The organism is Phycisphaerae bacterium (genome assembly GCA_024102815.1).
Classification (GTDB): Bacteria; Planctomycetota; Phycisphaerae; order UBA1845; family UBA1845; genus JAGFJJ01.
The window spans coordinates 54,457-79,294 of the sequence record JAGFJJ010000045.1; the positions used below are offsets into that span (position 1 = coordinate 54,457).

General features: G+C 62.8%; 20 protein-coding genes. 10 read left to right on the top strand and 10 right to left on the bottom strand.

Annotated features, from left to right (window positions below):
• Window positions 1-31: 31 nt before the first annotated feature.
• From J5J06_09830 to J5J06_09840, 3 genes are all read left to right on the top strand, one after another.
• On the top strand, window positions 32-1,162 hold the full coding sequence (locus J5J06_09830; protein ID MCO6437373.1) for a peptidylprolyl isomerase: 1,131 nt from the start codon (window positions 32-34) through the stop codon (window positions 1,160-1,162).
• A gap of 134 nt (window positions 1,163-1,296) precedes the next feature.
• The gene (queD, locus tag J5J06_09835; GenBank protein MCO6437374.1) at window positions 1,297-1,668 is read left to right on the top strand and encodes a 6-carboxytetrahydropterin synthase QueD; all 372 of its coding nucleotides are present in this window, start codon (window positions 1,297-1,299) and stop codon (window positions 1,666-1,668) included.
• 75 nt (window positions 1,669-1,743) lie between these two features.
• A complete protein-coding gene (locus tag J5J06_09840; protein MCO6437375.1) occupies window positions 1,744-2,802 on the top strand; it encodes a hypothetical protein in 1,059 nt (352 codons plus the stop codon).
• 222 nt (window positions 2,803-3,024) lie between these two features.
• Here J5J06_09840 and J5J06_09845 read toward each other — a convergent pair whose 3' ends face one another.
• Together J5J06_09845 and J5J06_09850 are read right to left on the bottom strand one after the other, a co-directional pair.
• A complete protein-coding gene (locus J5J06_09845) occupies window positions 3,025-3,765 on the bottom strand; it encodes a single-stranded DNA-binding protein (GenBank protein ID MCO6437376.1) in 741 nt (246 codons plus the stop codon).
• Window positions 3,758-4,936 carry an FIST C-terminal domain-containing protein gene (locus J5J06_09850; GenBank protein MCO6437377.1) on the bottom strand — a complete coding sequence of 393 codons (1,179 nt, stop codon included), beginning with the start codon at window positions 4,934-4,936 and terminating at the stop codon, window positions 3,758-3,760. The genes J5J06_09845 and J5J06_09850 overlap by 8 nt, the downstream gene beginning before the upstream one ends.
• A 153-nt stretch (window positions 4,937-5,089) precedes the next feature.
• Here J5J06_09850 and purL point away from each other — a divergent pair, with 153 nt between their 5' ends.
• The 7 genes from purL to J5J06_09885 all read left to right on the top strand — a co-directional run bounded on the left by purL (window position 5,090) and on the right by J5J06_09885 (window position 15,516).
• On the top strand, window positions 5,090-8,089 hold the full coding sequence (gene purL, locus J5J06_09855; GenBank protein ID MCO6437378.1) for a phosphoribosylformylglycinamidine synthase subunit PurL: 3,000 nt from the start codon (window positions 5,090-5,092) through the stop codon (window positions 8,087-8,089).
• The gene (gene purQ / locus J5J06_09860; protein MCO6437379.1) at window positions 8,089-8,919 is read left to right on the top strand and encodes a phosphoribosylformylglycinamidine synthase I; all 831 of its coding nucleotides are present in this window, start codon (window positions 8,089-8,091) and stop codon (window positions 8,917-8,919) included. Before purL ends, purQ begins: the two co-directional genes overlap by 1 nt.
• 178 nt (window positions 8,920-9,097) lie before the next feature.
• On the top strand, window positions 9,098-10,405 hold the full coding sequence (locus J5J06_09865; protein MCO6437380.1) for a hypothetical protein: 1,308 nt from the start codon (window positions 9,098-9,100) through the stop codon (window positions 10,403-10,405).
• A 122-nt stretch (window positions 10,406-10,527) separates the two neighbouring features.
• Window positions 10,528-11,190, top strand: coding sequence for a LexA family transcriptional regulator (locus J5J06_09870; protein ID MCO6437381.1), 663 nt, complete (start codon window positions 10,528-10,530; stop codon window positions 11,188-11,190).
• Between the two features lie 378 nt (window positions 11,191-11,568).
• Window positions 11,569-12,849: a hypothetical protein gene (locus J5J06_09875; GenBank protein ID MCO6437382.1), complete on the top strand. Its 1,281-nt coding sequence runs from the start codon at window positions 11,569-11,571 to the stop codon at window positions 12,847-12,849.
• 152 nt (window positions 12,850-13,001) lie between these two features.
• Window positions 13,002-15,041 (top strand): aspartyl protease family protein, encoded by a 2,040-nt coding sequence (locus tag J5J06_09880; protein ID MCO6437383.1) that lies wholly within the window; start codon window positions 13,002-13,004, stop codon window positions 15,039-15,041.
• A 22-nt stretch (window positions 15,042-15,063) separates the two neighbouring features.
• Entirely contained in the window at window positions 15,064-15,516 is a 453-nt protein-coding gene (locus tag J5J06_09885) for a nuclear transport factor 2 family protein (protein ID MCO6437384.1), read from the top strand.
• Window positions 15,517-15,529: 13 nt separating this feature from the next.
• On the opposite strand, the gene J5J06_09890 is transcribed toward J5J06_09885, so the two are convergent.
• From J5J06_09890 to J5J06_09925, 8 genes are all read right to left on the bottom strand, one after another.
• Window positions 15,530-15,853: a hypothetical protein gene (locus J5J06_09890; protein ID MCO6437385.1), complete on the bottom strand. Its 324-nt coding sequence runs from the start codon at window positions 15,851-15,853 to the stop codon at window positions 15,530-15,532.
• A gap of 318 nt (window positions 15,854-16,171) precedes the next feature.
• Window positions 16,172-16,843, bottom strand: a complete 672-nt coding sequence (locus tag J5J06_09895; protein ID MCO6437386.1) for an MgtC/SapB family protein — start codon at window positions 16,841-16,843, stop codon at window positions 16,172-16,174.
• Between the two features lie 143 nt (window positions 16,844-16,986).
• The gene (locus J5J06_09900; protein ID MCO6437387.1) at window positions 16,987-17,343 is read right to left on the bottom strand and encodes a hypothetical protein; all 357 of its coding nucleotides are present in this window, start codon (window positions 17,341-17,343) and stop codon (window positions 16,987-16,989) included.
• An 875-nt stretch (window positions 17,344-18,218) separates the two neighbouring features.
• Complete coding sequence (pruA, locus tag J5J06_09905; protein ID MCO6437388.1) at window positions 18,219-19,769, bottom strand: L-glutamate gamma-semialdehyde dehydrogenase; 1,551 nt, start codon at window positions 19,767-19,769, stop codon at window positions 18,219-18,221.
• A gap of 208 nt (window positions 19,770-19,977) precedes the next feature.
• Complete coding sequence (locus J5J06_09910; protein MCO6437389.1) at window positions 19,978-20,841, bottom strand: hypothetical protein; 864 nt, start codon at window positions 20,839-20,841, stop codon at window positions 19,978-19,980.
• Window positions 20,842-20,896: 55 nt separating this feature from the next.
• Window positions 20,897-22,141, bottom strand: coding sequence for an insulinase family protein (locus J5J06_09915; GenBank protein MCO6437390.1), 1,245 nt, complete (start codon window positions 22,139-22,141; stop codon window positions 20,897-20,899).
• A gap of 177 nt (window positions 22,142-22,318) precedes the next feature.
• Window positions 22,319-23,551 (bottom strand): insulinase family protein, encoded by a 1,233-nt coding sequence (locus J5J06_09920; GenBank protein ID MCO6437391.1) that lies wholly within the window; start codon window positions 23,549-23,551, stop codon window positions 22,319-22,321.
• Window positions 23,552-23,620: 69 nt separating this feature from the next.
• Window positions 23,621-23,800 carry a hypothetical protein gene (locus J5J06_09925; protein ID MCO6437392.1) on the bottom strand — a complete coding sequence of 60 codons (180 nt, stop codon included), beginning with the start codon at window positions 23,798-23,800 and terminating at the stop codon, window positions 23,621-23,623.
• Window positions 23,801-24,838: the final 1,038 nt, after the last annotated feature.

A 24,838-nucleotide genomic window follows, 5' to 3' on the forward strand; every position in this document is an offset into this window, starting at 1 on the left:
GGCGTTCGTCGGGCGAGAACAAGGAACGAATATGAACCGATGGATTGCTGTCGGGTGTATGGCGGCGCTGAGTCTTGCGGGCTGCAAGTCTCCGCAACCGCGTGGAGGCTACGAGGATTCCCATTCCGCTGCCGCCGGACGAACGACCACGCGGCCTGCCGGGGAAGTGGTCAATCCCCGTTTGGCGTTCGATACGACGCTCGGCATGTTTGTGGTCGAGCTCGACGCGGACAAGGCCCCCGAGACGACGCGGAACTTCATGCAGTACGTCTTGGCCGACTACTATGACGGACTGATCTTCCATCGCGTCCTGCCGGGCACGCTGATCCAGAGCGGACGGTTCACGCCCGATTTCGCCACGCGAAAGGAAGGCCTGCGCGAGGGCATCGATCCGGAATACTTCAACGGTCTGCTGAATGAACGCGGCATGATCGCGATGATCCGTTCTCCGTTGATGGCGAAATCGACCAAGGCCGAGTTCTTCATCAACGTCCGGAACAACTACCTGCTCGATGATCCCGAGGGCGGGCAATATGTCGCCTTCGGGCGGGTGGTCGAAGGCATGGAGAACGTGGACAAGATCGCCCAGGTGCAGGTGGTGGCCAATCCCAAGTTCGCCGCGGGCCAGTTGAAGGAAGTGCCCATCGAGCCCGTCGTGATTCACGACGTCCGCCTCGTTTCCGAATTCAACGCGGTTGCGCTCGATCGGCTGATCGAGGTGCGTCGTGAGGAAGCCCGCCGGCGCGAGCAGGAAGCGATTGAAGAGCAGCAGCGCCGACTTGCCGAGACCGCCGATGCCCTGCGAAGCGAGTGCACGGAGCCCATGGAGACGACGGAGAGCGGCGTCCAGTACTGCGTCGTTCGCCATGGGGCGGGGGCGATCCCCATCGAGGGCGACCAGGTTCTCCTGAACTTCCGCGGGCGACTTCCTGACGGGTCCGTCTTGAACGATACGTTTGCTGACCCGAACCCGCCGCGCAAGCGCCTTTCCGAGCTCATTCCCGGTCTGCGCGAGGTGGTCATGCAGATGCGCGAAGGGAGCCGCTACAACGCTATCATTCCGCCGGAGCAGGCCTTCGGTGCGGAAGGCGTCCCGGGCAGGATACCGTCCAACGCCACGATCCTGTTCGAGGTGGAACTGCTGGAGATTCTGCCCCGATAAGGGGATCCAATGCGGTTTTCGGCGCGGCCTCCCGTTTCGGGGTCGGCCGGTGGAGAAATTGCGACCAATCCGTTACAATGATTCAGCCCGCTGAGGGACATTTGCGATTAGAATATCCCACGAAGCCGTCGCCCATGGAGGCGAGCACGAGAGTTCGGCTGGTGCGCGAGTTTACGTTTGAGGCGGCCCACCGCCTCCCCAACGTTCCGCCCGACCACAAGTGCTTTCGACTCCACGGACACAGCTTCAAAGTGGAGCTCGTTTGCGAGGGGGATATTGATCCGGAAACGGGGTGGCTGGTTGACTTCGGTAAACTGAAACAGTTGTTTCAACCGCTCCTCGACCGGCTCGATCACCATTACCTCAACGAGATTGAAGGGCTGGAGAACCCGACTTCGGAAATTCTGGCGCGGTGGATCTGGACGCGGCTCAAGCCCGGCCTGCCTGTCCTCGCCCAGGTGAATGTGGCGGAAACGTGCAACGCCCGATGTGAATACCGCGGCTGACGCACGCTTCTGAAGGCGGGAATCATTGTTTTCACGCAATGGGATGAATACCTCGATTTGGAAGGAGCAGGATCTATGAAGCGATGGTTGACGACGATCTGTGCGGTGGTGGCGGTTGGTCTGATGACGGCCGCGACGTATGCGTGTGACAAGCCTTGTGCCGGCTGCAAGAGCGCCGGCGAGTCAGGATGCGCGTTCGCCAAGCCGGCTCAAATGGCGTCGGACAAGGCCGGCTGCGAAGGCAAGTGCGCCGAGAAGTGCAAGGGCGATTGCAGCAAGTGTGACGGCAAGTGCGACGGCGACTGCAAGAACGCCCGCCTCGCTTCCGATACCGGCTGCGCGCACGCCAAGCAGGCCAAGACGGATTCGGCCGACGGCGGCTGCCCCCATGCCAAGGCCCAGACGGCTTCCTCCGAGGGTGGCTGCGGACACGCCAAGCAGGCCCAGATGGCGTCCTCCGAGGGCGGTTGTGGACATGCCAAGGCCCAGATGGCTTCGGACAAGGGAAGCTGCGGCGGCTGCAAGGGCTCCTGCGATGGCAAGTGTGACGGTGGCTGCAAGGGTCTCAAGGCGGTGCTCACCTCCCTCCCTTCCATGCAATATCGCGTAGGCGATCAGACCATGTCGTGCCCGAAGTCGGCCGCCAAGATGGCCCAGGATTCGGGCAAGTCGATGCAGTATGTCGTCGCGGATAAGACCTTCGACAACCGTCACGATGCCCTGGTCGAGCTCGCCAGCATGCTGGAGGCCGAGGCCGAGTCCATGCAGAGCATGCAGTATGCCGTTGGCGACGAGGCTGTTCAGTGCCCCATGACCGCCAAGAGCATGGCCGAGAAGGCCGGCAAGCCCATGCACTATCGCGTGGCGGGCGTCGACTTTGAGAGCAAGGATCAGGCGGAGAAGGCCGTGCAGCTCGTGAAGGACGCTGCCGCGAACGTCAAGATCAGCTACAAGGTGGGCGAGAAGAGCTTCTGCTGCGACAAGATGGCCGGTGTTGAGGCCAAGAAGACCAGCGACTCCATCCACTACATCGTGGGCCAGACCGAAGTCGATGATGACGCCGAAGCCAAGGTGGTACTGGCCAACGAGCGCATCCGCTCGATGGTCGAGGCCGCCTCGTCGCTGACGTCGTAAGAAATGCTCGGCGGGAATCGCCGATCCAACTCGAGTCGATCATTGTGGAAGCCCGGGGGCGTGTCTCCCGGGCTTTCTTTTTTCCGGGTGGCGCTCCGACGACAACCGGAATCCGGCACCCGTGCCCGGAGTACCGCTCGATTCCGCCTCGCTTTCGTTGTGCCGTACCGGCCTTGGTCCTTGGCCAAACTCGATGCAATTGCCGGCAGGACAGGGAGCGGCTTACAGCACACCCATGTCCGCCAGTTGCCGTTCGATCGTCTCTACCCAGCCGCGATTCGCCGCGGGGCTGGCCGGGCTGGGATGGAGGATTGAGCCGATCTGCACCCTGCTGTTGACGAGGGCGACTCTGGCTCGCTTCTCGGCAAAGCCCCCGATGCCGATCACACGCTTCGGCGCCAGCACCTCGACGCTTTGGCGAAGTGCGTCGTCGCAAGCTTCCAGCAGCGGTTCGCGCTCTCGGGCCGGCAGTCGATCGGGAGTCAGATTCCGTCCGGACGCCTCCAGGAAGAGCAGCGGGCAGTAGTTGGCCACGAAGAAGTTCTTGAAGAACCGTTCCGGATTCCTGAACCGCCTCCGAGCCCAGCCCCAAAAACGCTCGCCGCTGACTTCACTGCGCCCGCACGCGAAGCCTTCGACCTTTCGCCTGGGATGCTCGCTTCTCGGGTGGCCAATCTCCGCATTGATTCCCAGCCAATCGCGGACGGCATGGACTTCGCCAAAGGGCACGCCGGTCTGGGCCATGCCCCACGGGCCGGGGTTCATGCCCAACAGGACGACGCCCCCGCCGCCCGTTGCGAAGCGGCGAAGGTATTGCTCGTACGCGGAGCGGGCATAGATCAGCGGGTTGTATACGTGTGAAACGGGGGACTCAAAGGAAAGGCGGCCGAGCCTCCGGCAAAGCCGGTCGGCAATCTTCAGCAGATCGTCAGCCGGATCGGCGTCCCGTCGGGAACTAGGCATTGCGCTCTCGGAACAGGGCGATGCTGGCGGTAAAACCGTGAATGAAGTTCCGCTGTCCGACGGGTCCGAATTCCCCTCCGCAGAAGAACCCCGCGACCGGCACGGGTCCGAGCAGCTCGCGGAGAACGCCCACGTCGTGACCGGCTTTGGGCCACATGTTTGTTCCCCGTCCGTTGCAGGAGAAGAGCATCGCCCCGGCGACTTCGCGCTCCTTTTCCGTCGCGAGCATCGCCCGCAGGTCTTCGTCGGCGCTGGCCGCGTCGCGCACGTGGAACTGCACCGTCGCGCCCACTTTGGCATGTCCGGCGATTCCCAGGGCGCCGCTTGCGCGATCGGCCCCGAGGATGTTCTGGATGAGGAAGTCGCCCCGCCCGAACGCGGCCTTGCGCTCGTCAATCACGCGGCCGAGGAAGAGCGCCTGCCGGGCCAGCTCGTCGTCCTCCTTGGGCAGTTGGACGATGACATCGTGCAGTTGTTCCAGTGCCGGTCGGCCGCCCAATTGCTGAATCACATTGCGCTCGCCCTTGGTGATCACGAAGGGCCGGCCGATCGGGCGGCATCCCTGCGAGACCACGGTGGACACATCGAGGCGCCCGGAGAGTGTTACGCCGACGATGCCCTCCTCGACCAGCTCCCCGGCGACGATCAGGCGATTCTCGCCCGGAGCGTGGCCTCCGCTGGCGATCCCGCCGACCACGGGAGAACCCGGAAAGAACTGGTTGATCTGCTCAATGAACTCGGCGACGTCCACGCGAAACGGGTCGGCCAGGGAGATGAACGTCGCCCCGCTCTCGGGAGAGACTCCGACGAGAGGTTCCCAGTCGAATTCGGTTCGCGCCGACTCGAGCTGGTTTTGGCGGATATGAAACGGGCGGACGGAAACCTCCGGCAAAGAGGCCGCGAGAAGCGACAGGGACGGCGTCCGCTCGACCTCCTGGTCGAAACCGATCGTGCCCTCGGCCGTGCACCCCAGCAGAACCGCACTCGGGAGTGTCGACAGGACCCGGTCAACGATCTCTGGAAGGTCGTCCTCGAAATGGGGTGTGACAAACAGCAGGGCCAGGTCGACCATGCCCGGCGTGACGCGCGAATCGATCGGGCGCAGGATCTCATCCACCGCCCGGTCGGCCCGGGCGGCGGTCGTCACGGAGGATGCGAAACGGATGGTCATGCTACCGGCCAACTCGGGACCGTCTGAGCATCGGCCCGCGTCTTCGGGTGGCGCGGCGCATGCGGCTCAGGTCCCCTTGAGACCTTAGTCCGAGGTGGCCCGGGAGGCAATTCGCCGCTAAGCTGAGGATGTCGCCCACGACTCGAATTTGACATGGCCAATCCCAGGGAAAACTACAACAATCTCAGCGGCGTGCCAATCGCACATCGTCACTGGCAGGTGTGCGTTCGGCCTGCCAACGACGCACTGGATGTCGCCGGGCGGGCCCTTCTTGCCGACGTCCATCAGGCTGAATTCCGCCGAATCAGCGCCGTGGGATCCAGCAAATATTATTTCCTCGTCGCCGAGCTCGACGCCGACGTCGTCGAACGACTGGCGGGCGAACTTCTGGCCGATCCCGTCGCCGAGCGTTTCCTCGCTGGTGAGGGATTCTCCAGGCGTGACACAAGCCGACCGGCGGTCGAGGTTCATCCGTTGCCAGGCGTGATGAACCCCGCCGCGTTGAGTACGCTCGACGCCGCCCGCCGCTGGCTTGCGAGGAACGGTTGGTCTCCCGACCTGCTCCACGCCGTTCAGACTGGCCGACGATACGAGATCGAAGGGGCCCGCGACGCGGAGGAACTGGAGCGCATTGCCGCCCGGGTACTGGCCAACGACTGCGTCGAAACCTGGTACGTCCAGGGGTTCGGGCGCAACGATGTTATTCCCGATGCACTGCCCGAGCCGCCGCAGCGGCCATTCGAACTTCGCCGCGTTTCCATTCGGGAGCTCGACGATGCGGAGCTCGAGAAGTTGTCGCGGCAGGGCCACCTGTTTCTCTCCCTGGACGAGATGCGCGCCATTCGCGATCACTTCCGAGGGATCGATCGCGAGCCGACCGACCTGGAGCTCGAGACGCTGGCCCAGACCTGGTCAGAGCATTGCGTTCACAAGACGCTCAAGAGCGAAGTGATCTATCGCGGACCCGACTTCGGGCGCGATGGCGAGGTCGAGGTTCGGTTCGAGAATCTGCTTAAGGATACGATCGCCGCGGCGACGCGTGAGCTCGCTCGCGAATGGTGCCTCTCCGTCTTCGTGGACAACGCCGGCGTCATCGCCTTCGACGACGAGTACGGTATCGCCTTCAAGGTTGAGACGCACAATCATCCTTCGGCGATCGAGCCCTACGGCGGCGCGGCCACGGGCATCGGCGGATGTATCCGCGATATCATGGGCTGCGGACTCGGCGCCAAACCCATTGCCTCAACGGATGTCTTCTGCCTCGCCCCCCCCGACTTCGATGCTGCCCGGCTCCCCGCCGGGGTGCTTCATCCCCGTCGCGTGCTCAAGGGCGTGGTGGCGGGCGTCCGTGACTACGGCAACCGCATGGGCATCCCCACGGTCAACGGGGCGATTCACTTCGACCCGCGTTACCTCGGCAATCCGCTGGTTTATTGCGGCTGCGTGGGACTCATACCCCGCAAATACATTAACAAGGAGCCGCGCGTCGGCGATCGCATCGTCGTTGCGGGCGGACGCACCGGACGGGACGGCATCCACGGAGCGACCTTCTCCTCGGCCGAGCTCACCGACACCCACGCCGACGAATTCTCGCACGCCGTGCAGATCGGCAACGCCATCGAGGAGAAGAAGCTGCTCGACGCCCAGTTGCGCGCCCGCGATCACGCCGATGGTTGCCTCTTCTCGGCCGTGACCGATTGCGGGGCCGGCGGATTGAGCAGCGCCGTCGGCGAGATGGGCGCCGAGCTGGGCGCCCGCGTGGAGCTCTCCCGCGTGCCGCTCAAGTACGCGGGTCTGCGCTACGACGAGATCTGGATCTCCGAGGCGCAGGAGCGCATGGTGTTCGCCGTCCCGCCCGATCGGCTTGATCGCTTTCTGAAGGTGTTCGCGGAGGAAGAGGTTGAAGCGACCGTCATCGGCGAATTCATTGGCGACGGCCGGCTCAGCGTCTATTTTGAAGACCAGCTTGTCGGCGAGCTCGACATGCGCTTCCTACACGATGGCCTTCCCAAGCGGTCGCGAAGTGCCACATGGACGGCACCAAGAGTCGGGTCCGTCGCTCGGCGCAACGCATCGAAAGCACGTCTCAACGAGCGCTTGCTCGCCGCGCTTGCCCACTGGACCGTCGCCTCGAAGGAGTGGGTGATCCGGCAATACGACCACGAGGTGCAGGGCCGCGGCGTGATCAAGCCGCTGGTCGGACCGCGAAGCGGACCTTCCGACGCGGCCGTGCTGCGTCCCCGCTACGACAGCGACCGCGGCATCGCTCTCGGTTGTGGACTCTGCCCCGAGGTGGCCGATGTCGATCCGTATTTCATGGCCATTGGAGCCGTCGACGAGGCCTTGCGGAACGTCATCTGCGTGGGTGCCGATCCGAGCCGCACCGCAATTCTGGATAATTTCTGCTGGCCGAAGGTCGATTCGGAGCAAGCACTCGGCACGCTGGTTCGCGCGTGCAGGGGCGCGGCCGACGTTGCGGTTGCCTACGGATTGCCGTTCATCTCCGGCAAGGACTCGCTCAACAACCAGTTCTCCATGAGCGCCGAAGAGTCCGCTCGCACCGGCCTGCCGCGAAACCTGGCGATTCCTCCGACACTCCTCATCAGCGCCATCGGCATTGTCGAGGACGTGAACCGCTGCATCACGATGGACTTGAAGGCTCCGGGAAATGTCGTCGTGTTGGCGGCCGCTTCCGAGGCACAGGCATTTCGAAAGGCACGAATGCACGAAGGTACGGAGGCACGAAGCGGAGAGGCCACGCATACTGGGATTCCGCATTCCGCATCCACCATTCAGCATTCCATCGAGCATCACCGCCGCGTGGCCGACCGTATCTGCTCCGGCACCGTTCGCGCCGCCCACGATGTTTCCGACGGCGGGATCGCGGTGGCGCTTGCGGAAATGTGTATTGGTTCGGGGTCCGGACTCGATGTATCGATTGATCCGGATACTCCCTTGTTCGATTCGCTGATCGCCACGTACATCCTGGAAATGAGCGAAGCCGACGCGAAGACGGCCGGGTGGATGATTCTCGGGAAAGTGACGGACGAGCCGCGCTTGCGCGTCGACGCCGGCCGGAACGGAACGATCGACCTGGGAGTCGATGAGCTGATTCGCACCTGGAAATCGCCGCTGTCCGAAGGAGGGCGATGATGACACCTCCGGTGCGCGTGCTCGTCCTTCGAACCGCGGGAATCAACTGCGACGAGGAGATCGTTCATTGCTGGCGGCTGGCGGGTGCAGAGCCCGTGCTCATGCACCTCAATGCGGTCGCGGCCGATCCTTCCGTGCTCCACGACGTTTCCGTCGTCACCATCCCCGGCGGGTTCAGCTACGGCGACGACATTGCCGCCGGGGCGATACTTGCTCAGCGGATTCTTCAGGATCTTGCCGATCCGCTGCGGCGCCTCGTCGAGCGCGGCGGCGGGATACTCGGCGTATGCAACGGATTCCAGACTCTGGTCAAAGCCGGCCTGCTTCCCGGAGGCGACTTCGGCCGCGATAGCGTAACCGTCACTTTCAACGATCGTGCCCGATTCGAAGCCCGCTGGGTCCGACTGGAAGTATGTGCGGACCACTGCGTGTTCTTGAATGCTGGCCCTGCTGCTGCTCCCCAGCCCCGATCAACACCGCCACGCCGATTCATGGAACTCCCCGTTGAGCACGCTGAGGGACGAGTGATCACCGCAAGTGCGGAAGTCACTCGTCGTCTCGGCGACCAGGGCTTGATCGCACTTCGCTACGTGGACGAGTCCGGCCGATACGACAGCTACCCCGCAAACCCCAACGGCAGCGTGGAGGGCATCGCCGGACTCTGCGACGCGACCGGACGCATCCTCGGCCTGATGCCACACCCCGACCGACACTTCGTCTCCACGCACCACCCGCTGTGGACGAGACGCCCGGCCGCGGACACACCAGACGGTTTGGCCTTCTTCCTCAACGCCGTGGAGTATTGGCGGCGCACTCCCACGGCTCGCTGAGTAAATAGGAAGACAACAGACTGTCGTCTCAGCGAAAATGGGGAATATCGCCGCTCAGTTCGCGCAACTCGTACAATCAGGGTGATAAAGCAAGGATTTTTTTCTTGACAAAATCGGAGGTTTGCGCAGACTTTACGCATTCTTCACGTCTGTTCGGGCCACATAGAGGAGAGAGGAAATGAAATCCCCGAAAAGTCGCTGCGCGCACGTCCTTGCCCGCTTCGGTGTCATTGGTCTGTTTGCATTTGGCGCGACGGGTTCGATCGCTCGCGCCGCGGACGAAATCAAAACGAAAAAGGAATTGCCCACCTGGTGGAAGACGCCCCAGCATCAGGACGACAACGCGGACTTGAACGACACCGAACAGCCCGACGGCACGCCGGGGTCGGACGGCCTGCCCGATGGCTGGGAGACGAGCGATCCGACCGTCGTGAATTCTCCACCGGGAACCTCGGAGACGACCATCCCGAGAGGGCAAAGTATCTGTCAGGTTGTTTCGAACGCGGCCGACACCGAGAAGTACAAGGAATACGCTTTCACGTTTTCCTACAAGACGGCTAATTTTGACAACGACGATGAAGTGACCGTGACGATTACGCCCCAGAATGCCGGCGGCGGGGCCGTGGCGTCGCCGGCGGTGGACACCCACACGTTCAAAGGGGGCAGCGGGAACTTCACCACCGTAACCATCTACACGCGATTCGAGGAACAGCCGGCACAGGAGGAAGTGTGTATTCAGAACAACGCGAATCTCGCCGGGGAGACACTGACCGTGGATTCCTTCGATTTCCGGACGACATGCGTCGTTCCCGCAGCGAGTACAGTGTCTTGCCCGAGTCCATCCGGAGGCGATGGCGGGTCGGATGTCCTGGTTACCTACGATCCGCCTTCGCAGACCCTGACGTTCTCGCTGGCGACCATCGACTTCCTCAATGTGGACGGAACGCGCCTGGATGACGGGTTGTTTCCGGATGATCCTGCCCGGGGAGCCACCGTTATCGTCGGCGAGTTTGCGCTGGGGGAAGTCCTGCCTGACGGCATCGAGTTCCGCGACGGTTTCATCACCGTCCAAAGCGGACCGGACATACTCTTCTCGGGGATCATTCCCCGCTTGTGGATTGACGATGAAGCCGCGGGCGACTTCGGTGCCAACATGTTCGGCGAGGTTCTTGAGCCCCTGTTTACCACCGGCCTTGGCTCCCTCTGGCTCGACCAATTCGCCGCCGGGTTCGAATCCAGTTGTGCGTGGCCCACGTTGTTCCTGTCGACGGCACTGCCCATCGAGCAGCCCATTCGCGACGGCCTCGCCGTAAGCTCTCCCGCGGAGTTGCAGCTTGGAAGTGGAGGGAACTGCGGGATGTGCGGGGTTACGGCCGGTGCCGTTCCGGCGGCGTCGACGTGGGGCCTGATCACAATGACCCTCGCGGTACTGGTCGTGGCGACATGGCTCGTGGTCGGGCGGCGCGAAATCGTCGAGAAAGCCTGACGCTACTTCCGTCCGATTCGCGGCATGACGGGGAGTCGGGATTTCCAACTGTACCGTCGGGGGCGGGGGATCATACGCTGGCGATATTGCTTAAAGTTCAATAGAGCAATATAATATTGCCGATGAGGATCGTCGACGATCAGGTCCGCCGTCTTGCCGCGGAAGGGCTCGGCCAGCGCCTTCGACGCATCCGTCGTGAAAAGGGCATGACCCAGGCTGAATTGTCTGCGGCTGCCGGCGTCAACCAGGGCTTCCTGTCCGCGATCGAGCGCGGTCGAGCCAATCCCCGCCGCCGCACGATCGACGCGCTCGCCGCCGCCCTGAACGTTCCGCAGGGAATCCTCATCGGCGGGGGGAGCCTTCACGACAATCCCCAGCCGCTGGTCACGCGGCAGCTTCCGCTGTACGGATCGATTCCGGCCGGACCGCCCGCTCAATCCCAGGAGCAGGCGGAGATGTTCCCCGTCCTGCGTCACCAGTGGTCGCCGGACCATTTCTGCCTCCGGCTGACGCAGGACAGCATGGAGCCGACCCTTAAGCCCGGCGACATCGTCCTCGTCCACTACCGGCCGGACGTCGATCCCGAGCACGTGCCCGGGCGCGTCTGCGCGTGCCTTGTCGACGGCGAGCCCACGCTCAAGCGGGTGGCCGTGGAGTGGCGCGAAGGCCGGCGCGTCGTCGTCCTGCGCGGAGATAATCCCCGTGTATCCCCCATCCTTCTCGACTCCACCCGCCAGTTCTCGATCCAGGGCGTTGTGCTGCGGCTGGTATGTCGGGAGCTCTGAGGATTCTCGCGAGCGGAAGCTGGAATGGAGGTATGACGCGGGTCCGGCCCATTGCGGCATGATATTCATAATTATTTATATAAAAGTAGTTTGCGTCGAATACGGCCGGCAATGTTCGTTTTGATATTGACAAGCAATATGCGCAGCACTATTGTTTGGTATGTGTTAGGTATTTAGCCTCGCCCCGGTCCGATTTCGGAGCGAACCATGGCCCGCAGTACCAAGTGCCACCCTTTTGATCGCACGCGAGAAACGACCCGCACCCGGCGCCGAAGCCGCGATGTTTTCGAACCCCGACCCCCGGCCCCTCGGCATCACGTCGAGCTCCGCTGTGTCCGCCGCCATCGATCCGCCCGACGCTCCCTGCGGACGGCCGATGTGGCCACGTCCTTCGGCCTCGATCTGCACGCGCCGCCGACCGTTGTCGTTGCGGACCTCGACATTGCTCTCGAACGTGGCGCCATCGTTCTTGTCCTCGGCCCCTCCGGCAGCGGCAAGAGCACCGTTCTGGCCGAGTTGGAACGCCGCTTCACCGCGGCGTGCAGCGTGCAACGCGTCGCGTTTCCGGTGACGAGTTCGGTCATTGATGCCGTGGCGTCGGACCGGCCGCTTTCCGAGGCGCTGTCGCTGCTGACCGCCTGCGGTTGCTGCGAGCCGCGGCTTTGGATTCGCCGATTCGACGAGCTGTCGGAGGGCGAGAAGTTTCGGGCCCGTCTGGCTCGCGCCCTCGGGCTGCTGCGCGAGCCTACACCCGCCGCACCGCTGCTGTGCGACGAATTCGGCTCCCTGCTCCATCGCCGCCTCGCCAGGGCGATTGCCTTCAACCTCCGCAAGCTGGTTTCGGCCCGGGGATTTTCCGTAGTACTCGCGGCGAGCAACGATGATCTCGTCGGTGATCTCCGCCCGGATGTCATCGTGCGGCTTGGCGGACAGGGTCGCGTGGCTTCGCAGCACTGCCGACATCGCGGCACGCATGTGTTCGGTCTTCGGCGCCGGCTGCGTGTCGAGCCCGGCTCGCGGCGAGATTACGACGACTTCGCCGCCATGCACTACCGCTCGGCGGACGAACTCGGCTTCGTCGACAAGGTGTACGTCCTGCGCGAGGGTGCGGCCGGCGATCTGCTGGGCATCGTCGTTTACGCCCACAGCCCACTGGAACTGTCCAAACGCAACACTGCGACCCAAGGCCGGTACATTCGCGACTCCGAAGCCGTCAACCGCGACTTCCGTATCCTGCGCCGTCTGGTCATTCACCCCGACGTGCGCGGCTGCGGGCTCGGCCATTTCCTGGTGCGCAAGACGCTTCCGCTGGTGGGCACGCGCTACGTGGAGTGTCTCGCGGGCATGGGCGCGTTCAACCCGGTCTACGAAAAGGCCGGGATGGTTCGCGTGGGTCAGTATGAACTGCCTCCGAAGACGAGTGCCGCAACTCTGGCACTTCGCAAGCTCGGCGTCGATCCTTTCAGCCGCAGCTTCGCCGTCGAGGTCGCCCGGCGGCGCGACGTCCGAGCGGTCGTCGCGGGCGTGGTCCGTGACTGGTACGCGGGCACCACCGGCGGTGGCGAGTCCCGCGTGGAGCGGCAATCGCCCGAGTTTCTTGCCCGTGCGTTCCGCGGCCTCATCGGCTCCAGGCCGGTGTATTACCTGTGGGAGCAGTAGCCATCGTAGCTGTGAGCCGAACCGCAGTTATTCCCGCGGTGGGACCTTGGTGCCGGGTTTTCTGACAGTTATCGCGTCGGTTGTTCGTCTCCTGGTCACAAGCGGCGTTCCTTCCGTATCTCAAGCCCAACGCCGTGGGAGGTGAAAAGTCGGTGATGATCAAGAAACACGTCTATATCGGGCTGGTCTCGGGGATCATGGTTCCCTGCCTCGCTGTGGCCGAGATCGCCTCAACACCCAGTCCGGAGGATGCCTACGCCCGCGCGGAATTCGGTTCACTTCCCGTCGAGTTTCCCATCACCATCGCCGGGAGCCAGATACTCATCGACGGCGTGCGCGTGAATGGCACCGGACCGTACCGATTTCTGCTCGACACCGGAGGCATGGGCGGCGGCAGGATTGATCGTTCGTTGGCCGAAAAGCTGGGGCTCATGCCCGTCGACTCGGTGCAGGCCGGCGATGGCTCGGATCGTCCCACGGTCAGCATGCCGATCTATGAACTCAACGAACTCTCCATCGGCCCGGCCACGTTTCACGGCGTGCGGGTGCTGAGCCGCGACTACAACGAGCATGGCGGCGCCGTTCGCGGACACATAGACGGCATCCTTGGCTTCCATCTATTCCGCGAGTTGCTGCTCACCATTGACTATCCGGCTCGGGCCGTCCGCCTAGATCGCGGATCCCTGCCCGAGCCCGACGGCAACGAGGTTCTCGCCCTGGCCGATGATGCGCCGGTCCCCACGATTCAGATTCAACTGGGAGACCGGTCCTACCCGGCGCACCTCGACACCGGCGCCATGGGCGCACTCAGTGTGCCCAAGGACATTTCGGATTCACTGCCGATCATGGGCGAGCGCCGCAAGATCGGCGAGGCCCGCACGGTCACCGGCACGTTCCCAGTCCAGGCCGCGACCCTCGACGGTGACGTGCGCATCGGCGGGAACGTCATCAAGAATCCCGAGGTCGTTCTTGATACGCCGATGCGAACGCTCAACATCGGCGGGCGGATGCTCGAGGACTTTGTTCTTTCGTTCGACCAGCGTCACGGGCGGGTGCGGATTGAGCGACGCGGCATGCGCGCCGATCCTGACGCACCGAAGCGCACGCACCTTCCCCGCGCGCCGATTGAACTGGCGATGCGGGTCGAGCGAGGCCGCCCGGTCATTCAGGCGTCCATCAACGGCAAGGGCCCGTTTCCCTTTGTTCTGGACACCGGTTCCGGCACCGTCATTCTCGCTCGATCCCTGGTATCCGAGCTGGCTCTGCAACCTCAGGGGAAAACGCGTGTCGGCGATCCCACCGATCCGCAGGCCATCGAGGCCGACGAATACACGATCGATGCGCTTTCCGTTGGAGACGCGCGCTTTGAATCGCTCACCGCCATTTCATGGGATTCGCCCATGCTTGAAACGGCGCTGGGCTCACCGCGTGGAATCATCGGCCTGCCCGTGTTCGCCCACTGCCTGCTGACCATTGACTACCCGGGGTCGCGCGTCGTGCTCTCGGATGGGATGCTCAGGGCCGGCGACGGGTCGGTTCCCCTCTATCGTGATAAGGGAATGCCCACCGTTCCCGTGCGGATCGGCGAGGTCATCGTAGATTCGCACATCGACTCGGGAAACATGGGCTCGCTTACCCTTCCCACAAGAATCGAGGACCGTTTGACAGTTCACGCGCCGCCGCGCGTCGTCGGCCGGGCACAGACGCCCAGCGGGAGCTTCGCGATTCGTGCCGCAAAGATCAAAGGCGATGTCGAAATCGCGGGGCAGGTGATCAAGGAGCCCGAAATTCAACTTACGGATCGGTTCGACTGGGGCAACATCGGCTATGACGTTCTGCGCCGTTTCGTTCTCACCTTCGATCAGATCAATGAGCGCGTGCGATTTGCCGAACCTGGCGGAGACGCCGCGGTCGCTCATCGCCCCTCACAATCCCCGGGGGAGAAAAAGCGCTACGGCATCCTGCTGGCACTCGCCGGCGACGGCCGGGCGGACGTTGACGGTGTCGTGCCGGGTGGAATTGCGGAGCGTTCCGGGCTGAGAGAGGGTGATCGCATCGTGGCGATCAATGGCGTGGCGTTGGCGAAGCTCGATCCCGACAAGCGCGATACGGCTCTGCGTTCCTCGCCGCTTCGCCTGACGGTTCTCCGTGACGACAAGGAACTCGAACTGACCCTGTCGTGGGATGACTGAGCATGTTCTTACGGAGACTTCCATGATACGCGCCCGGGCGGTCCTGATTGGGACACTGCTCGTTGTTGTTGTGGCATCCGTCCTCTACGCCGCGGCGGGGACCTCGGCCGACTACGTCGCGGTTCACGCGACCATCGATGCCTACTTCGAGGGCGCGGCGACGGCGAAGGCCGGGCCGTTCGAGAAGGCGTGGGATCTCGACGCCGGCCGGATGGTCTTCGTCCGCACGGTTGACGGTGTTGACTCGGTCCAGTCGGTGCCCGTGCATGACGCCATCCAGCACTGGACGTCTCGACCCGCGGAAGAGTCCTGGGGAAAGGTGCTCTCGATCGACATCATCGACGGGCGCATGGCCGTGGCCAAGGTGGAGATGCTCTATCGCGGACACATCTATGTTGACATGCTGTCGCTGTACAAGATCAACGGCGAGTGGAAGATCGTGAATAAGACGTTCGTGCGTCGGGGAGAGCCGTAGTGGCACAAACGAATCACGTGCCTGAACCAAATGGGAGTCGAGGCCATGGAGCTTTGGTCTCGCCGCACCAATGGGCTGTGGTACCCAGCGGATCGACGTCGACCCGAACGCAGACGTGGTCGTAGGTCTTCGTGTAGCCTACTTTCCCGTCGATGTCGAACTCCCGGAATTCGTATTCGAACTGGATTTCATGCCGCCCGACACCGAGTGTGGGACACAACAAATCGAACGCCGAACCCCAGGACATGCTACAGAATCCGAACTCGTAGAGTTCGCATGGCGCTTGCACGCCATCGATCCGACATTCGGTCAATTTCTCGCCGGTCCTTATTTTCATCGGGCGGCTCCCGATCTGATCCCCTGCAACAAGGAAGCCTATAGAGAAGCCCAAAGTGTCATTGGACGCCCAAACCGCGGAAACCTCGTCCTCATTGATTACCCCACGCCCTGGAACGCATTGGGCATTGCCACGCTCCATAATCGTCGGCCATTTAGTTGTCGTTGCCTTCTGGGTCAGTGGCGTCGAAGCCGTCCTTCCGTCCGCAACGCAGCCCGGGAGAATCAGTAACATGCCAGCGCCTAACCATGATAGTGTCGCACATCGCATGACGGGTCTCCGCAAATCGGGAATCTCGCTTGAGTGTTCCACCCGATTCTACACCTCTCTCAGCGTGTAGGTCTCGGACCGTACCAGAAGCATGCGCAGTTGCTCGTGCCTGGGCTTGGGGCCGATCGCGCGGATGTCGAAGATCAGCTTGCCCTCATCCTCGTGGAAGGCTCGCTTGCGGACGGACAGGCCGGCGTCGCGAAAGAGGGCGTCCACGCGGTCCAGGACGTCGTCGGACTTGGCCGTGGCGATGCGGAATTCCTGGATGTCGCGGTGCTCACCAATAACATATTCGACGCGATTGAAGAGCATCAGCGTGATCAGGATGACGCCCGTTCCTCCGCCGGCCAGGCCGAGCTCGCCGAATCCGCAGGCCATGCCGATGGCCGCCACCGCCCAGATGCTCGCCGCGGTGGTGAGCCCGGTGACGCTGCCGCCCTCGCGGAGGATGGCTCCGGCTCCGAGGAAGCCGATGCCGCTGACGATCTGGGCGGCGATCCGCGTGGACTGCTGCTCGGGTCCACCCACGGACTCGGATACCAGCGTAAATACGCACGCTCCCAGGCAGATGAGGACGATGGTGCGAAACCCCGCGGGCTTGTCGCGCAGTTCGCGCTCCAGCCCGACGATTCCACCGAGGACCACGGCCGCAAGGAGGTACACCACCTGATTGAGGTCGGGGAGAGTCGCGGCGGCGAGGAAGTCAGTGACGTAAGACATGAGTGAGCTTACCAAAGAAGCGGGGTAGACCGTACCCGCGGCCTATTCTATCACTTTCGCGCAGGCTTCAAGCCTGCGGGTCGGAAGAGGTGCATCGGGGGAACGCACGATGCCACGATTATGGAAAGGGCGGATCGTACCCTCTACTCGAGTCTTGAGCGGAGTTCCTTGCCGCATTCGGGGCAGCACGAGGACGTATAGAGCTTGGCGATGACCTGCTCTGCGAGGCTCATGGAGCGCGTGAAGGCCCAGATCATGCCTGCGGACGCGGTAATGACCAACCAGAATCCCAAGTCCTTTTCAAACTCGTGCCAGCTCACCTTTCCTTGCGCTAACTGCCAAGCGCCCATCGAAACAATTACTACGGCGCCGACAGCCGTCACAACAAAGCACTCGAGTAAGAACCGCCGGGCGCGCGTCTTGGTCTGCGCGTGTGCCCTGCTTTGGTCAATGAATTTTCGTTCCTCGGCCGTGAGCCCGCCAAGCGATAGAACTTCCATTTGGTATTCCTCCCTTGTCGTGACCCGCGCCCGCCTGTTTCGAAGATCGGGCTGCGTCCGACGCATATTTTATCGCGCCCGCGCAGACATTGGTCCGCGGCTCGGAAGAGGTGCGTCGGGGGACGCACCCTTCAACGACGGCCCGCATGGCGGACCCTGCGTCTTATTGAATCCCAGGAGGTGGCCTCGGGGTTTTCTCGTCCGGCCTCTTATCTCCAAGAGCGTACTTTTGCCACCGTCCGTTAGAACCTAATTCCCAGTAATACGTGCCAATGTCGGCGCTGTCCAACCAGATGCGATCCTCGGTGTCCCAGGCCACGTTCCACTTCAGTCGATCAGACGCGTCTGTTTGAATCCTGTCAATCACTTTTTCATTAGCATCATAAACGGTAAACACGAGGCAATAATACTGACCTGGTACCGCTTTACTCTTATTAACCGAAACCACAAGCGAGAATGCCCCGCTAGGAGAGACGATTGGTGGCCATTGGGAACGCCTACATCCAGGCACCGGAGTCACCATAGCGCCAAGCACGAGAAGGGTGAGCCATAATGGTTGACATTTCATGATCGTCCTCGCCTGGTTACACCAAGCCCTCCGCGCTTCGCCATTAACGAGCGATCGAGCCGAATGGCCAACCCGTCGAGCGGTCCATCCCGGCGCACCGTTTGTAGTGATGTAGGTCGGGCCGCGCCCGACGTTCATTCTACCACGCTCGCGCAGGCTTCAAGCTTGCGGCTCAGAAGACGGTTCGCATCTTGCACAATACCGACGGAGGTCACAGCCCGTCATACGCAGTGTTGCGTCACGCGACTCACCCTACAAAATCCTCTTCCCCTGCGTAGCTCTTCCCTCCGTGCCTTCGTGCCTGCTCCTACAATTTCTCCGTCACGCTCTTGCCTTGCAGGAACAGTTGCAGATAGTCCCGGCCGCCGGCTTTGGAGTCTGTGCCGGACATGTTGAAGCCGCCGAAGGGCTGCACGTCGACCAATGCCCCGGTGCACTTGCGGTTGAAGTAGAGGTTGCCCACGTGGAATTCGTGGCGGGCACGCTCCAGGCGCAGGCGGTCGGCGGAGTAGAGGGCGCCGGTCAGGCCGTATTCCGTGCCGTTAGCGATGTCCAGTCCCTCGTCGAAGCTCTTGCAGGGGATGACGGCCAGCACCGGCCCGAAGATTTCCTCCTGGGCGATGCGGGCGTTGGGAGCGACGGCGTCGATGATCGTCGGGGGGATGAAGTAGCCCTTCTTGGGGATGTTGGTCTCGCCGAGGACCATGCGTCCCTCGCCCTTGCCGATCTTGATGTACTCGTTGATCTTGCGATGGGCGGAGGCGTCGATGACCGCGCCCATGAAGAGATTCTCCGGCGTGACCGTGTCGCCGATGGTGAGCACCTTGGTGCGATCGATGATCCGCTCCATGAGGCGGGCGTGAACGTCCTCGTGGACGATCAGGCGGCTGCAGGCCGAGCACTTCTGCCCCTGGAACCCGAACGCCGCGGCCACCACGCCTTCCGCCGCAGCCTCGAGGTCGGCGGTCTCGTCCACGACAATGCAGTCCTTGCCGCCCATTTCCAGCACGGTGCGCTTGAGCCAGATCTGCCCGGGATGGACCTCGGCCGCCTTCTTGAAGATGCCGATACCCACTTCGCGCGAGCCGGTGAAGGAGATGAAGCGCGTCCTGGGATGTGACACCATCGTGTCACCCACGGTGGCGCCGGGGCCGGGCACGAAGTTGAGGACGTGCGGCGGCAGGCCGGCCTGGTGCAGGCACTCGACCATTTTCGCCGCGACAACCGGCGCCGTGCTGGCGGGCTTGAGGCAGACGGTGTTGCCCGTGACCAGCGCGGCCGTGGTCATGCCCGTGCAGATCGCCAGCGGGAAGTTCCACGGCGGGATCACCACGCCCACGCCGAGGGGCATGTAGCGGAGTTCGTTCTCCTCGCCGGGGAAGGGCGTGACGGGGTGAGCGCCCTTGAGCCGCATCATTTCCCGCCCGTAGAAGTCCATGAAGTCGATGGCCTCGCAGGCGTCGGCGTAGGCTTCGATCCAGGACTTGCTTTCCTCGTAGCACATCCATGCGGCGAATTCGTAGATGCGCCGGCGCATGATGGCCGCGGCCTTGATGAGGATGCGGGCCCGGGCGTCGGGATCCCAGCGGCTCCACTCGCGGAAGTTTTCGTGGGCGGATTTGACGGCGCGGTCGGCGAGGTCGGCGTTGGCCTTGGCAACGATGCCTACGACGCGGCCGGGATCGGCCGGCGAGGTGGACTGGAACGTGTCGCCGGGCAGGACTTTCTCGCCGTTGATCCAGAGGGGATAGCTCGCCCCGAGTTCGCCGGCGACTTTCTTCAGCGCGGCCAGCATCTTCGTGCGGGGGTTCTCCTGGCTGAAGTTCACGTAGGGTTCGGGGGAAAAGGGCATCAACATGGCAGGGTCCTTTCCGTACTGGTATGGCCGCTGAAGCGACAACGTGTTTCCGGTTTCGAAGCGAGCGGCGGTGCAGCCGTGATCGCGGCGCGGGAGCGCCCCCGGCGGTTGCGCCGCCCGGTCCGTCTCGTCCTGTTGTTGTATCTTCCCGGCAAGAATCAGGCCAGCGTGAGGCGGGGTGGGGTACCCGCAGACGAGGATGTGTCGGTCAGATCGCTCGCTTTCGTAGTCGGCCGGCGATGAGGAAAAGCAGGATGCCGTAGGCGGTGCAAACGCCGAATATGGCGACGATTCCGAGTGGTCCGGCCAGCCTCTCGTATGCCGTGGGAATCGCATTGCATAGGCGGCCCAGGTAGATGCCCGCGGCGCTGGCGACGCCGAGCACGACCAGCAGGATTCCGGCGAAGCGCGACCAGCCGCGTGCTCCGCGTCCCGACCAGAGTCCCAGCAGTCCCGCCAGGACGACGACGGTGCTCATGCCCTCGCGGACGTGGGCCGGTTTGAAGTGCCGGCCAAACTCCATCGCCACGCCGTATACGCGCCACGCGGCGTAAGCGAGCCCGAGCAACAGAAGGACCAGTGCGACGGTTCGGATGGCTCCCCCCAGCGCGCGTCCCCAAGCGAGTCCGCCCGCCAAAGCCAGGACCGAGGCAGTAAGCACCGCAAGCACCGGCCAGGCGTAGCGCGTGACGCCGATGACGATCTGCGCCGTTCGGCCGACAATGATGGGCGCATCTTCCCCCCGGGGAACGATGCCCTCGATGCCTACGCGCCGCCCGTTCGAACCATTACTTGCGGCTCCGGGCAGCGCTCGAAACAGATTCGTATTGGCCTCGCTAAGCTGAATTGCGGGCGTCTTGAGCATGACCACCATGTACAGTTCGCGATCCACCTTCCAGGGGACAAACCAGCCGAGCCCCGCCGCGGCGGCGATACACAGCAATCCCACGAACATACTCAGCGCGGTGCCACCTCCGCCCGGCCGCACGGTCCGCGCAGGTCGAACCGACTTCGGGGCGCGCTTGCCCGTGGCGCTATATATGACCTTGATGTCCAACGGTGCGGTAGGCATTCAGAACCGGCTGTTATGAAGACGGCGCGCCGCGCGGGCGGCGCTCTTCCCCATTCTACCCCGAAACGACGGGCCAGTTTCGCGGTCCGACGCTGGCCAGATGGCCCTCCCCCTGAATGGGAAACGCCTCCAGGTAGGCCGCGATGGATTCCGCCGAAACCGCGTCCACTTCCGCAAGAATCTGGTCGACCGTTCGCGGCTTGCCCCGATATTCAATATCGTCCATGAGCTGGGTGAGGCGATGATACGGCACTTCACCCTCGACCGCCACGGAGGTCCGTCGCCGGTTCTTCACCCGCTCCACCTCCTGCCGCGTGACGCCTTTCTCGTGGATTCGCCGCGCCTCGGATCGGATCGCCTCGACCAGCCGCTCGACGTTATCGGGCGGGCACGCCCCGTAGAGCATCATCGCGCCGCAGTCGGTGTAGTCGGCGTAATAGGCCCCCGCCCGGGAGCTGATTCCCGTCTGCACGATGTTCCAGAAGAAACGCGAGTTGTCGCCACCGAGGATGGTGGCCAGTGCCGAGGCCTCTTCCGAGCGCGGGTCGGATGCGCTCACCGCCGGGAACGTGAGCACCACGATCTGCTGCTTGAAGCGGTCCACCGGAAGAACGTCGACGCCGCCGCGAAGCGTGGGCAGCACGCGCTGCGGGACCGTTCCCGACATCGGCCAGGCTCCGCAGTACGACTCGGCCAGCTTGATGACCTTCTGCGGATCGACGTTGCCCGCCACGATCAGCACCAGATTGTCCGGCGCGTAGTTCTTCTGGAAGTGGTTCCACATCTGGTCGCGGGTGAGCGCCTTCACGGTGGCGTCATAGCCGAGGATGGGCCAGGCCAGCGAGTGCCCGGCGAAGACCTTCTCCTGCACGAACTCGATCGCCACGTGGTCGAGGTTGTCCTTGGACATGGCGATCTCTTCCAGGACCACGTTCTTTTCGGTGTCGAATTCCTCCTGCGGGATCTTCGAGCGGATCATGTCGGAGAGCAGTTCGAGCTGCGGCTCGAGGTCGTTCGAGCGGACCCAGCCGTAGTAGACCGTGCGGTCCTCGCTGGTGAAGGCGTTGTACGAGCTGCCCATGCGGTCGAAGTCGATGGTGATCTCCCGCCAGGAGCGCTTGGCCGTGCCCTTGAACATCATGTGCTCGAGGAAGTGCGAGACGCCGGCCAGCTCCGGGGTTTCGTCGCGAGCGCCGACGCGTGCCAGGAACCCGACGGCCACGCTGCACACGTCGGGCATGCGCTCGATGACGATCCGCAGTCCGTTGGGCAGCGTGTGCATCGTATATGGATCAGTCATGCTCAATTTCTTCATCCCTGTAGGGTGCGTCCCCGACGCACCTTTACCAGTTCTTTGTAGGGCATGCGGTCCGCATGCCTTCACTATTCAGGCTCCGGGTCAAATATCGCGGTAAGAATCGCGACCGGCCGGACATTCTTCCCCTTCATTCCCCATTTCCCATACACAATTCCGCATTCACTCCGCCAGCGGCCTCGGACCCAGCGTCACCACGCAGAGATTCTCCCGGCGATGTTCGCCGAGATAACGCCGAATATCCTCGATCGTGACCCTCTGCACTTTCTCGATCTTCTCTTCCCGCGGCATCGGCCGGCCGTAGAAGAACAGGTCGTTTACCAGCTCCACGCAGCGCGATCGCGTCGAATCGCCGCGCGTCTCCTGTTGGGCCACGATACCCGTTACGGCTCGAATAAGTTCGTCCGGCTCGATGTCCTCGGCCAGCCGGTCCACCTCTCGGAGCAGCGTCGCGTAGGTCTTGTCGCAGCGCTCCGGCGTCGTGGAAGCGCCCAGAAAGATCATGCCCACGCCGCGCGGTATTTCCTGCCATGCGCTGACCCAGTAGACCAGGCCCAGCTTCTCGCGAACCTCGGTGAACAGTCGCCCGCTCATGCCGCCGGAAAGAATCCCCAGCATCACCTGCTGAATGGGGAAGTCATCGTGGATGGCATCCACACCCGGCCAGCAGATGCCGATCTGCTCCTGCTCGAGGTCCTTGTTGTAGTGCGTCCGACCTGCGGAGAATGAGGGCGAGAACGCGTCCCGTCCGGTCCGCGTCTTGTCGCCGAATCCGTCGAAGCAACGCTGGAGCACATCGGCCGCGCGAGCGGGATCGATCGCCCCGGCGAGGCTGACCACGATCCGTCCCGTGCCGAAGTGGGTGCGCCAGTGGCGGACGAGATCGTCACGGGTGATTCGATCCAGGGTTTCCGATTCGCCGAGCGTATGGTGACCCAGCACCGGACCGAAGGCCTTCTCACCGATGTATTTGTCGGCCAGTCCCTGCGGATCGTCCTCCAGGGCGAGCAGTTCCTGCCGGGCGAGTTCGATGTTCGCGGTGAGCGACTCGGCCGGGAACGTCGGCGTGCGGATGATCTCGGCTTCGAGCTCCACGGCCTTTTCGAAATGGTCGGGGAGCACGGTGCAACTGAACGTCGTCGTCTCCCGCCCGGCGCCGATGCCCTGCCGGGCGCCGATGGCGTCGAACGCGTCGGAGACTTCCTGCCCCGTGCGGCGTTCGGTGCCCTTGTCGATGGTCTCGCCGATCAGCCGGGCGAGCCCGTAGCGATCCGGCGTCTCCATCGCCGCCCCGGCCAAGACGCGGATCTGAAACGAGACCACGTGCCGCTGGGGCAGGGGCAGCACGGCGTACTCGATGCCGCACGGCAATGTGTCGTGAACGTACTCGGACATGTCGGCTCCAGGACCCTCCGACCCCGGCCGGGACGATGCCCGCCGATCCGCGGAGGAAAGCCTTGGAGCCTAACGGCAGCGGGGAATAGCCGCAACGGGGGGTACGATCCCGGCGAGCGGCGTGGCATTAACCCTTGTAGCGTACGTCATCCAAGGCAGCTTTTTCTTGGGTGGCATGCCCACGCCTCGTGGGCATGTCTTCACCCCGAAGGGGTGATCGATAGCCAGGTAGAGTGCATCTCGATGCACCTATTGCTCCGCCCCCGCGCCGCTAATCCCTCCCGTTCGGCAGCGCAAGGGGGCAACTTGATACACCGTTTGGAATTGCGACAATGTTCGCGTGCGCTGATGTGCCTTCGACGGCAGGATCAGGGTGAGGGCGCGACTCATTACTTCACGCCTTTGGCGTGTGAACGTCGGCCGTGGTTTAGTCACGAAGAGGTGCATCAAGATGCACGCTTGGCTAAGTAGGCTAACAGCATGTCCTCCATGGATGGAAGAAATCCTCATCATAATTACCTTGCGCGGCATCGAAACCTTGCTTTTGTCGGCGCCATGATTGTCGGCCTGTTCTCGAGGTGGGCATGCCTCTATTTCTCCACCGTAGAAGACTTCTTTGTAACGAGGCTATACCAACCGATTTTTGGTCTATTACAAGTGTTTAGCTTCGTATCGCCACTGAATCCAGATCCGGAGTTGTACTTATTCAAAGTTGATACTCTGGATTGCGCATTCTATCTAAGCAGACTTCTTGTCGCAAGCCTATCGACTTCCGCGGCAATTCTGATGTTTCACATGTTTGCCTTTCGTACAGTACGGACGTCTGAGACGCGTTGTGGCCGATGCGCGTACCGGCTTCATGGCCTGACAACTCCACGATGTCCGGAGTGTGGCCAGGAAATATGAGACATATATTCAGAATACTATTGGTACTCTTGGTCTCTTTGCTGATTGGGGCAACAGTACACTCCCTTGTGACATGGCCCTTTTCGCCCGGATGGTTTTTTGAGAGGAATTTGACAGATTTTTTGCAAGGCCATTCGCACATTAATCAAGATATCGATTTTATTCTTGCCAAGACGTTGATGTCTTTACCTGGTATCACGGCTGGAGTTATTGCTTATCGCGTTTTGTTGGGTCGGTGTTACTTGGATGGATACACACGCTGCGGGGCTTGCCGGCGCATGCTACGTAATCTCAAGGAACCCGCCTGTCCATACTGTGGTCGCCCATTCTAGACGCGGTGCTCCTTGGCAACTAGGCCAGCCAGGCACGGTGTATCTTGAC

Bases quoted from the DNA above. Each gene is read 5' to 3' on its own strand.
- J5J06_09830 (MCO6437373.1), top strand. From the start codon at position 32: ATGAACCGATGGATTGCTGTCGGGTGTATGGCGGCGCTGAGTCTTGCG.
- queD (MCO6437374.1), top strand. From the start codon at position 1,297: ATGGAGGCGAGCACGAGAGTTCGGCTGGTGCGCGAGTTTACGTTTGAG.
- J5J06_09840 (MCO6437375.1), top strand. From the start codon at position 1,744: ATGAAGCGATGGTTGACGACGATCTGTGCGGTGGTGGCGGTTGGTCTG.
- J5J06_09845 (MCO6437376.1), bottom strand. From the start codon at position 3,765: ATGCCTAGTTCCCGACGGGACGCCGATCCGGCTGACGATCTGCTGAAG.
- J5J06_09850 (MCO6437377.1), bottom strand. From the start codon at position 4,936: ATGACCATCCGTTTCGCATCCTCCGTGACGACCGCCGCCCGGGCCGAC.
- purL (MCO6437378.1), top strand. From the start codon at position 5,090: ATGGCCAATCCCAGGGAAAACTACAACAATCTCAGCGGCGTGCCAATC.
- purQ (MCO6437379.1), top strand. From the start codon at position 8,089: ATGACACCTCCGGTGCGCGTGCTCGTCCTTCGAACCGCGGGAATCAAC.
- J5J06_09865 (MCO6437380.1), top strand. From the start codon at position 9,098: ATGAAATCCCCGAAAAGTCGCTGCGCGCACGTCCTTGCCCGCTTCGGT.
- J5J06_09870 (MCO6437381.1), top strand. From the start codon at position 10,528: ATGAGGATCGTCGACGATCAGGTCCGCCGTCTTGCCGCGGAAGGGCTC.
- J5J06_09885 (MCO6437384.1), top strand. From the start codon at position 15,064: ATGATACGCGCCCGGGCGGTCCTGATTGGGACACTGCTCGTTGTTGTT.
- J5J06_09890 (MCO6437385.1), bottom strand. From the start codon at position 15,853: ATGAAAATAAGGACCGGCGAGAAATTGACCGAATGTCGGATCGATGGC.
- J5J06_09895 (MCO6437386.1), bottom strand. From the start codon at position 16,843: ATGTCTTACGTCACTGACTTCCTCGCCGCCGCGACTCTCCCCGACCTC.
- J5J06_09900 (MCO6437387.1), bottom strand. From the start codon at position 17,343: ATGGAAGTTCTATCGCTTGGCGGGCTCACGGCCGAGGAACGAAAATTC.
- pruA (MCO6437388.1), bottom strand. From the start codon at position 19,769: ATGTTGATGCCCTTTTCCCCCGAACCCTACGTGAACTTCAGCCAGGAG.
- J5J06_09910 (MCO6437389.1), bottom strand. From the start codon at position 20,841: ATGCCTACCGCACCGTTGGACATCAAGGTCATATATAGCGCCACGGGC.
- J5J06_09915 (MCO6437390.1), bottom strand. From the start codon at position 22,141: ATGACTGATCCATATACGATGCACACGCTGCCCAACGGACTGCGGATC.
- J5J06_09920 (MCO6437391.1), bottom strand. From the start codon at position 23,551: ATGTCCGAGTACGTTCACGACACATTGCCGTGCGGCATCGAGTACGCC.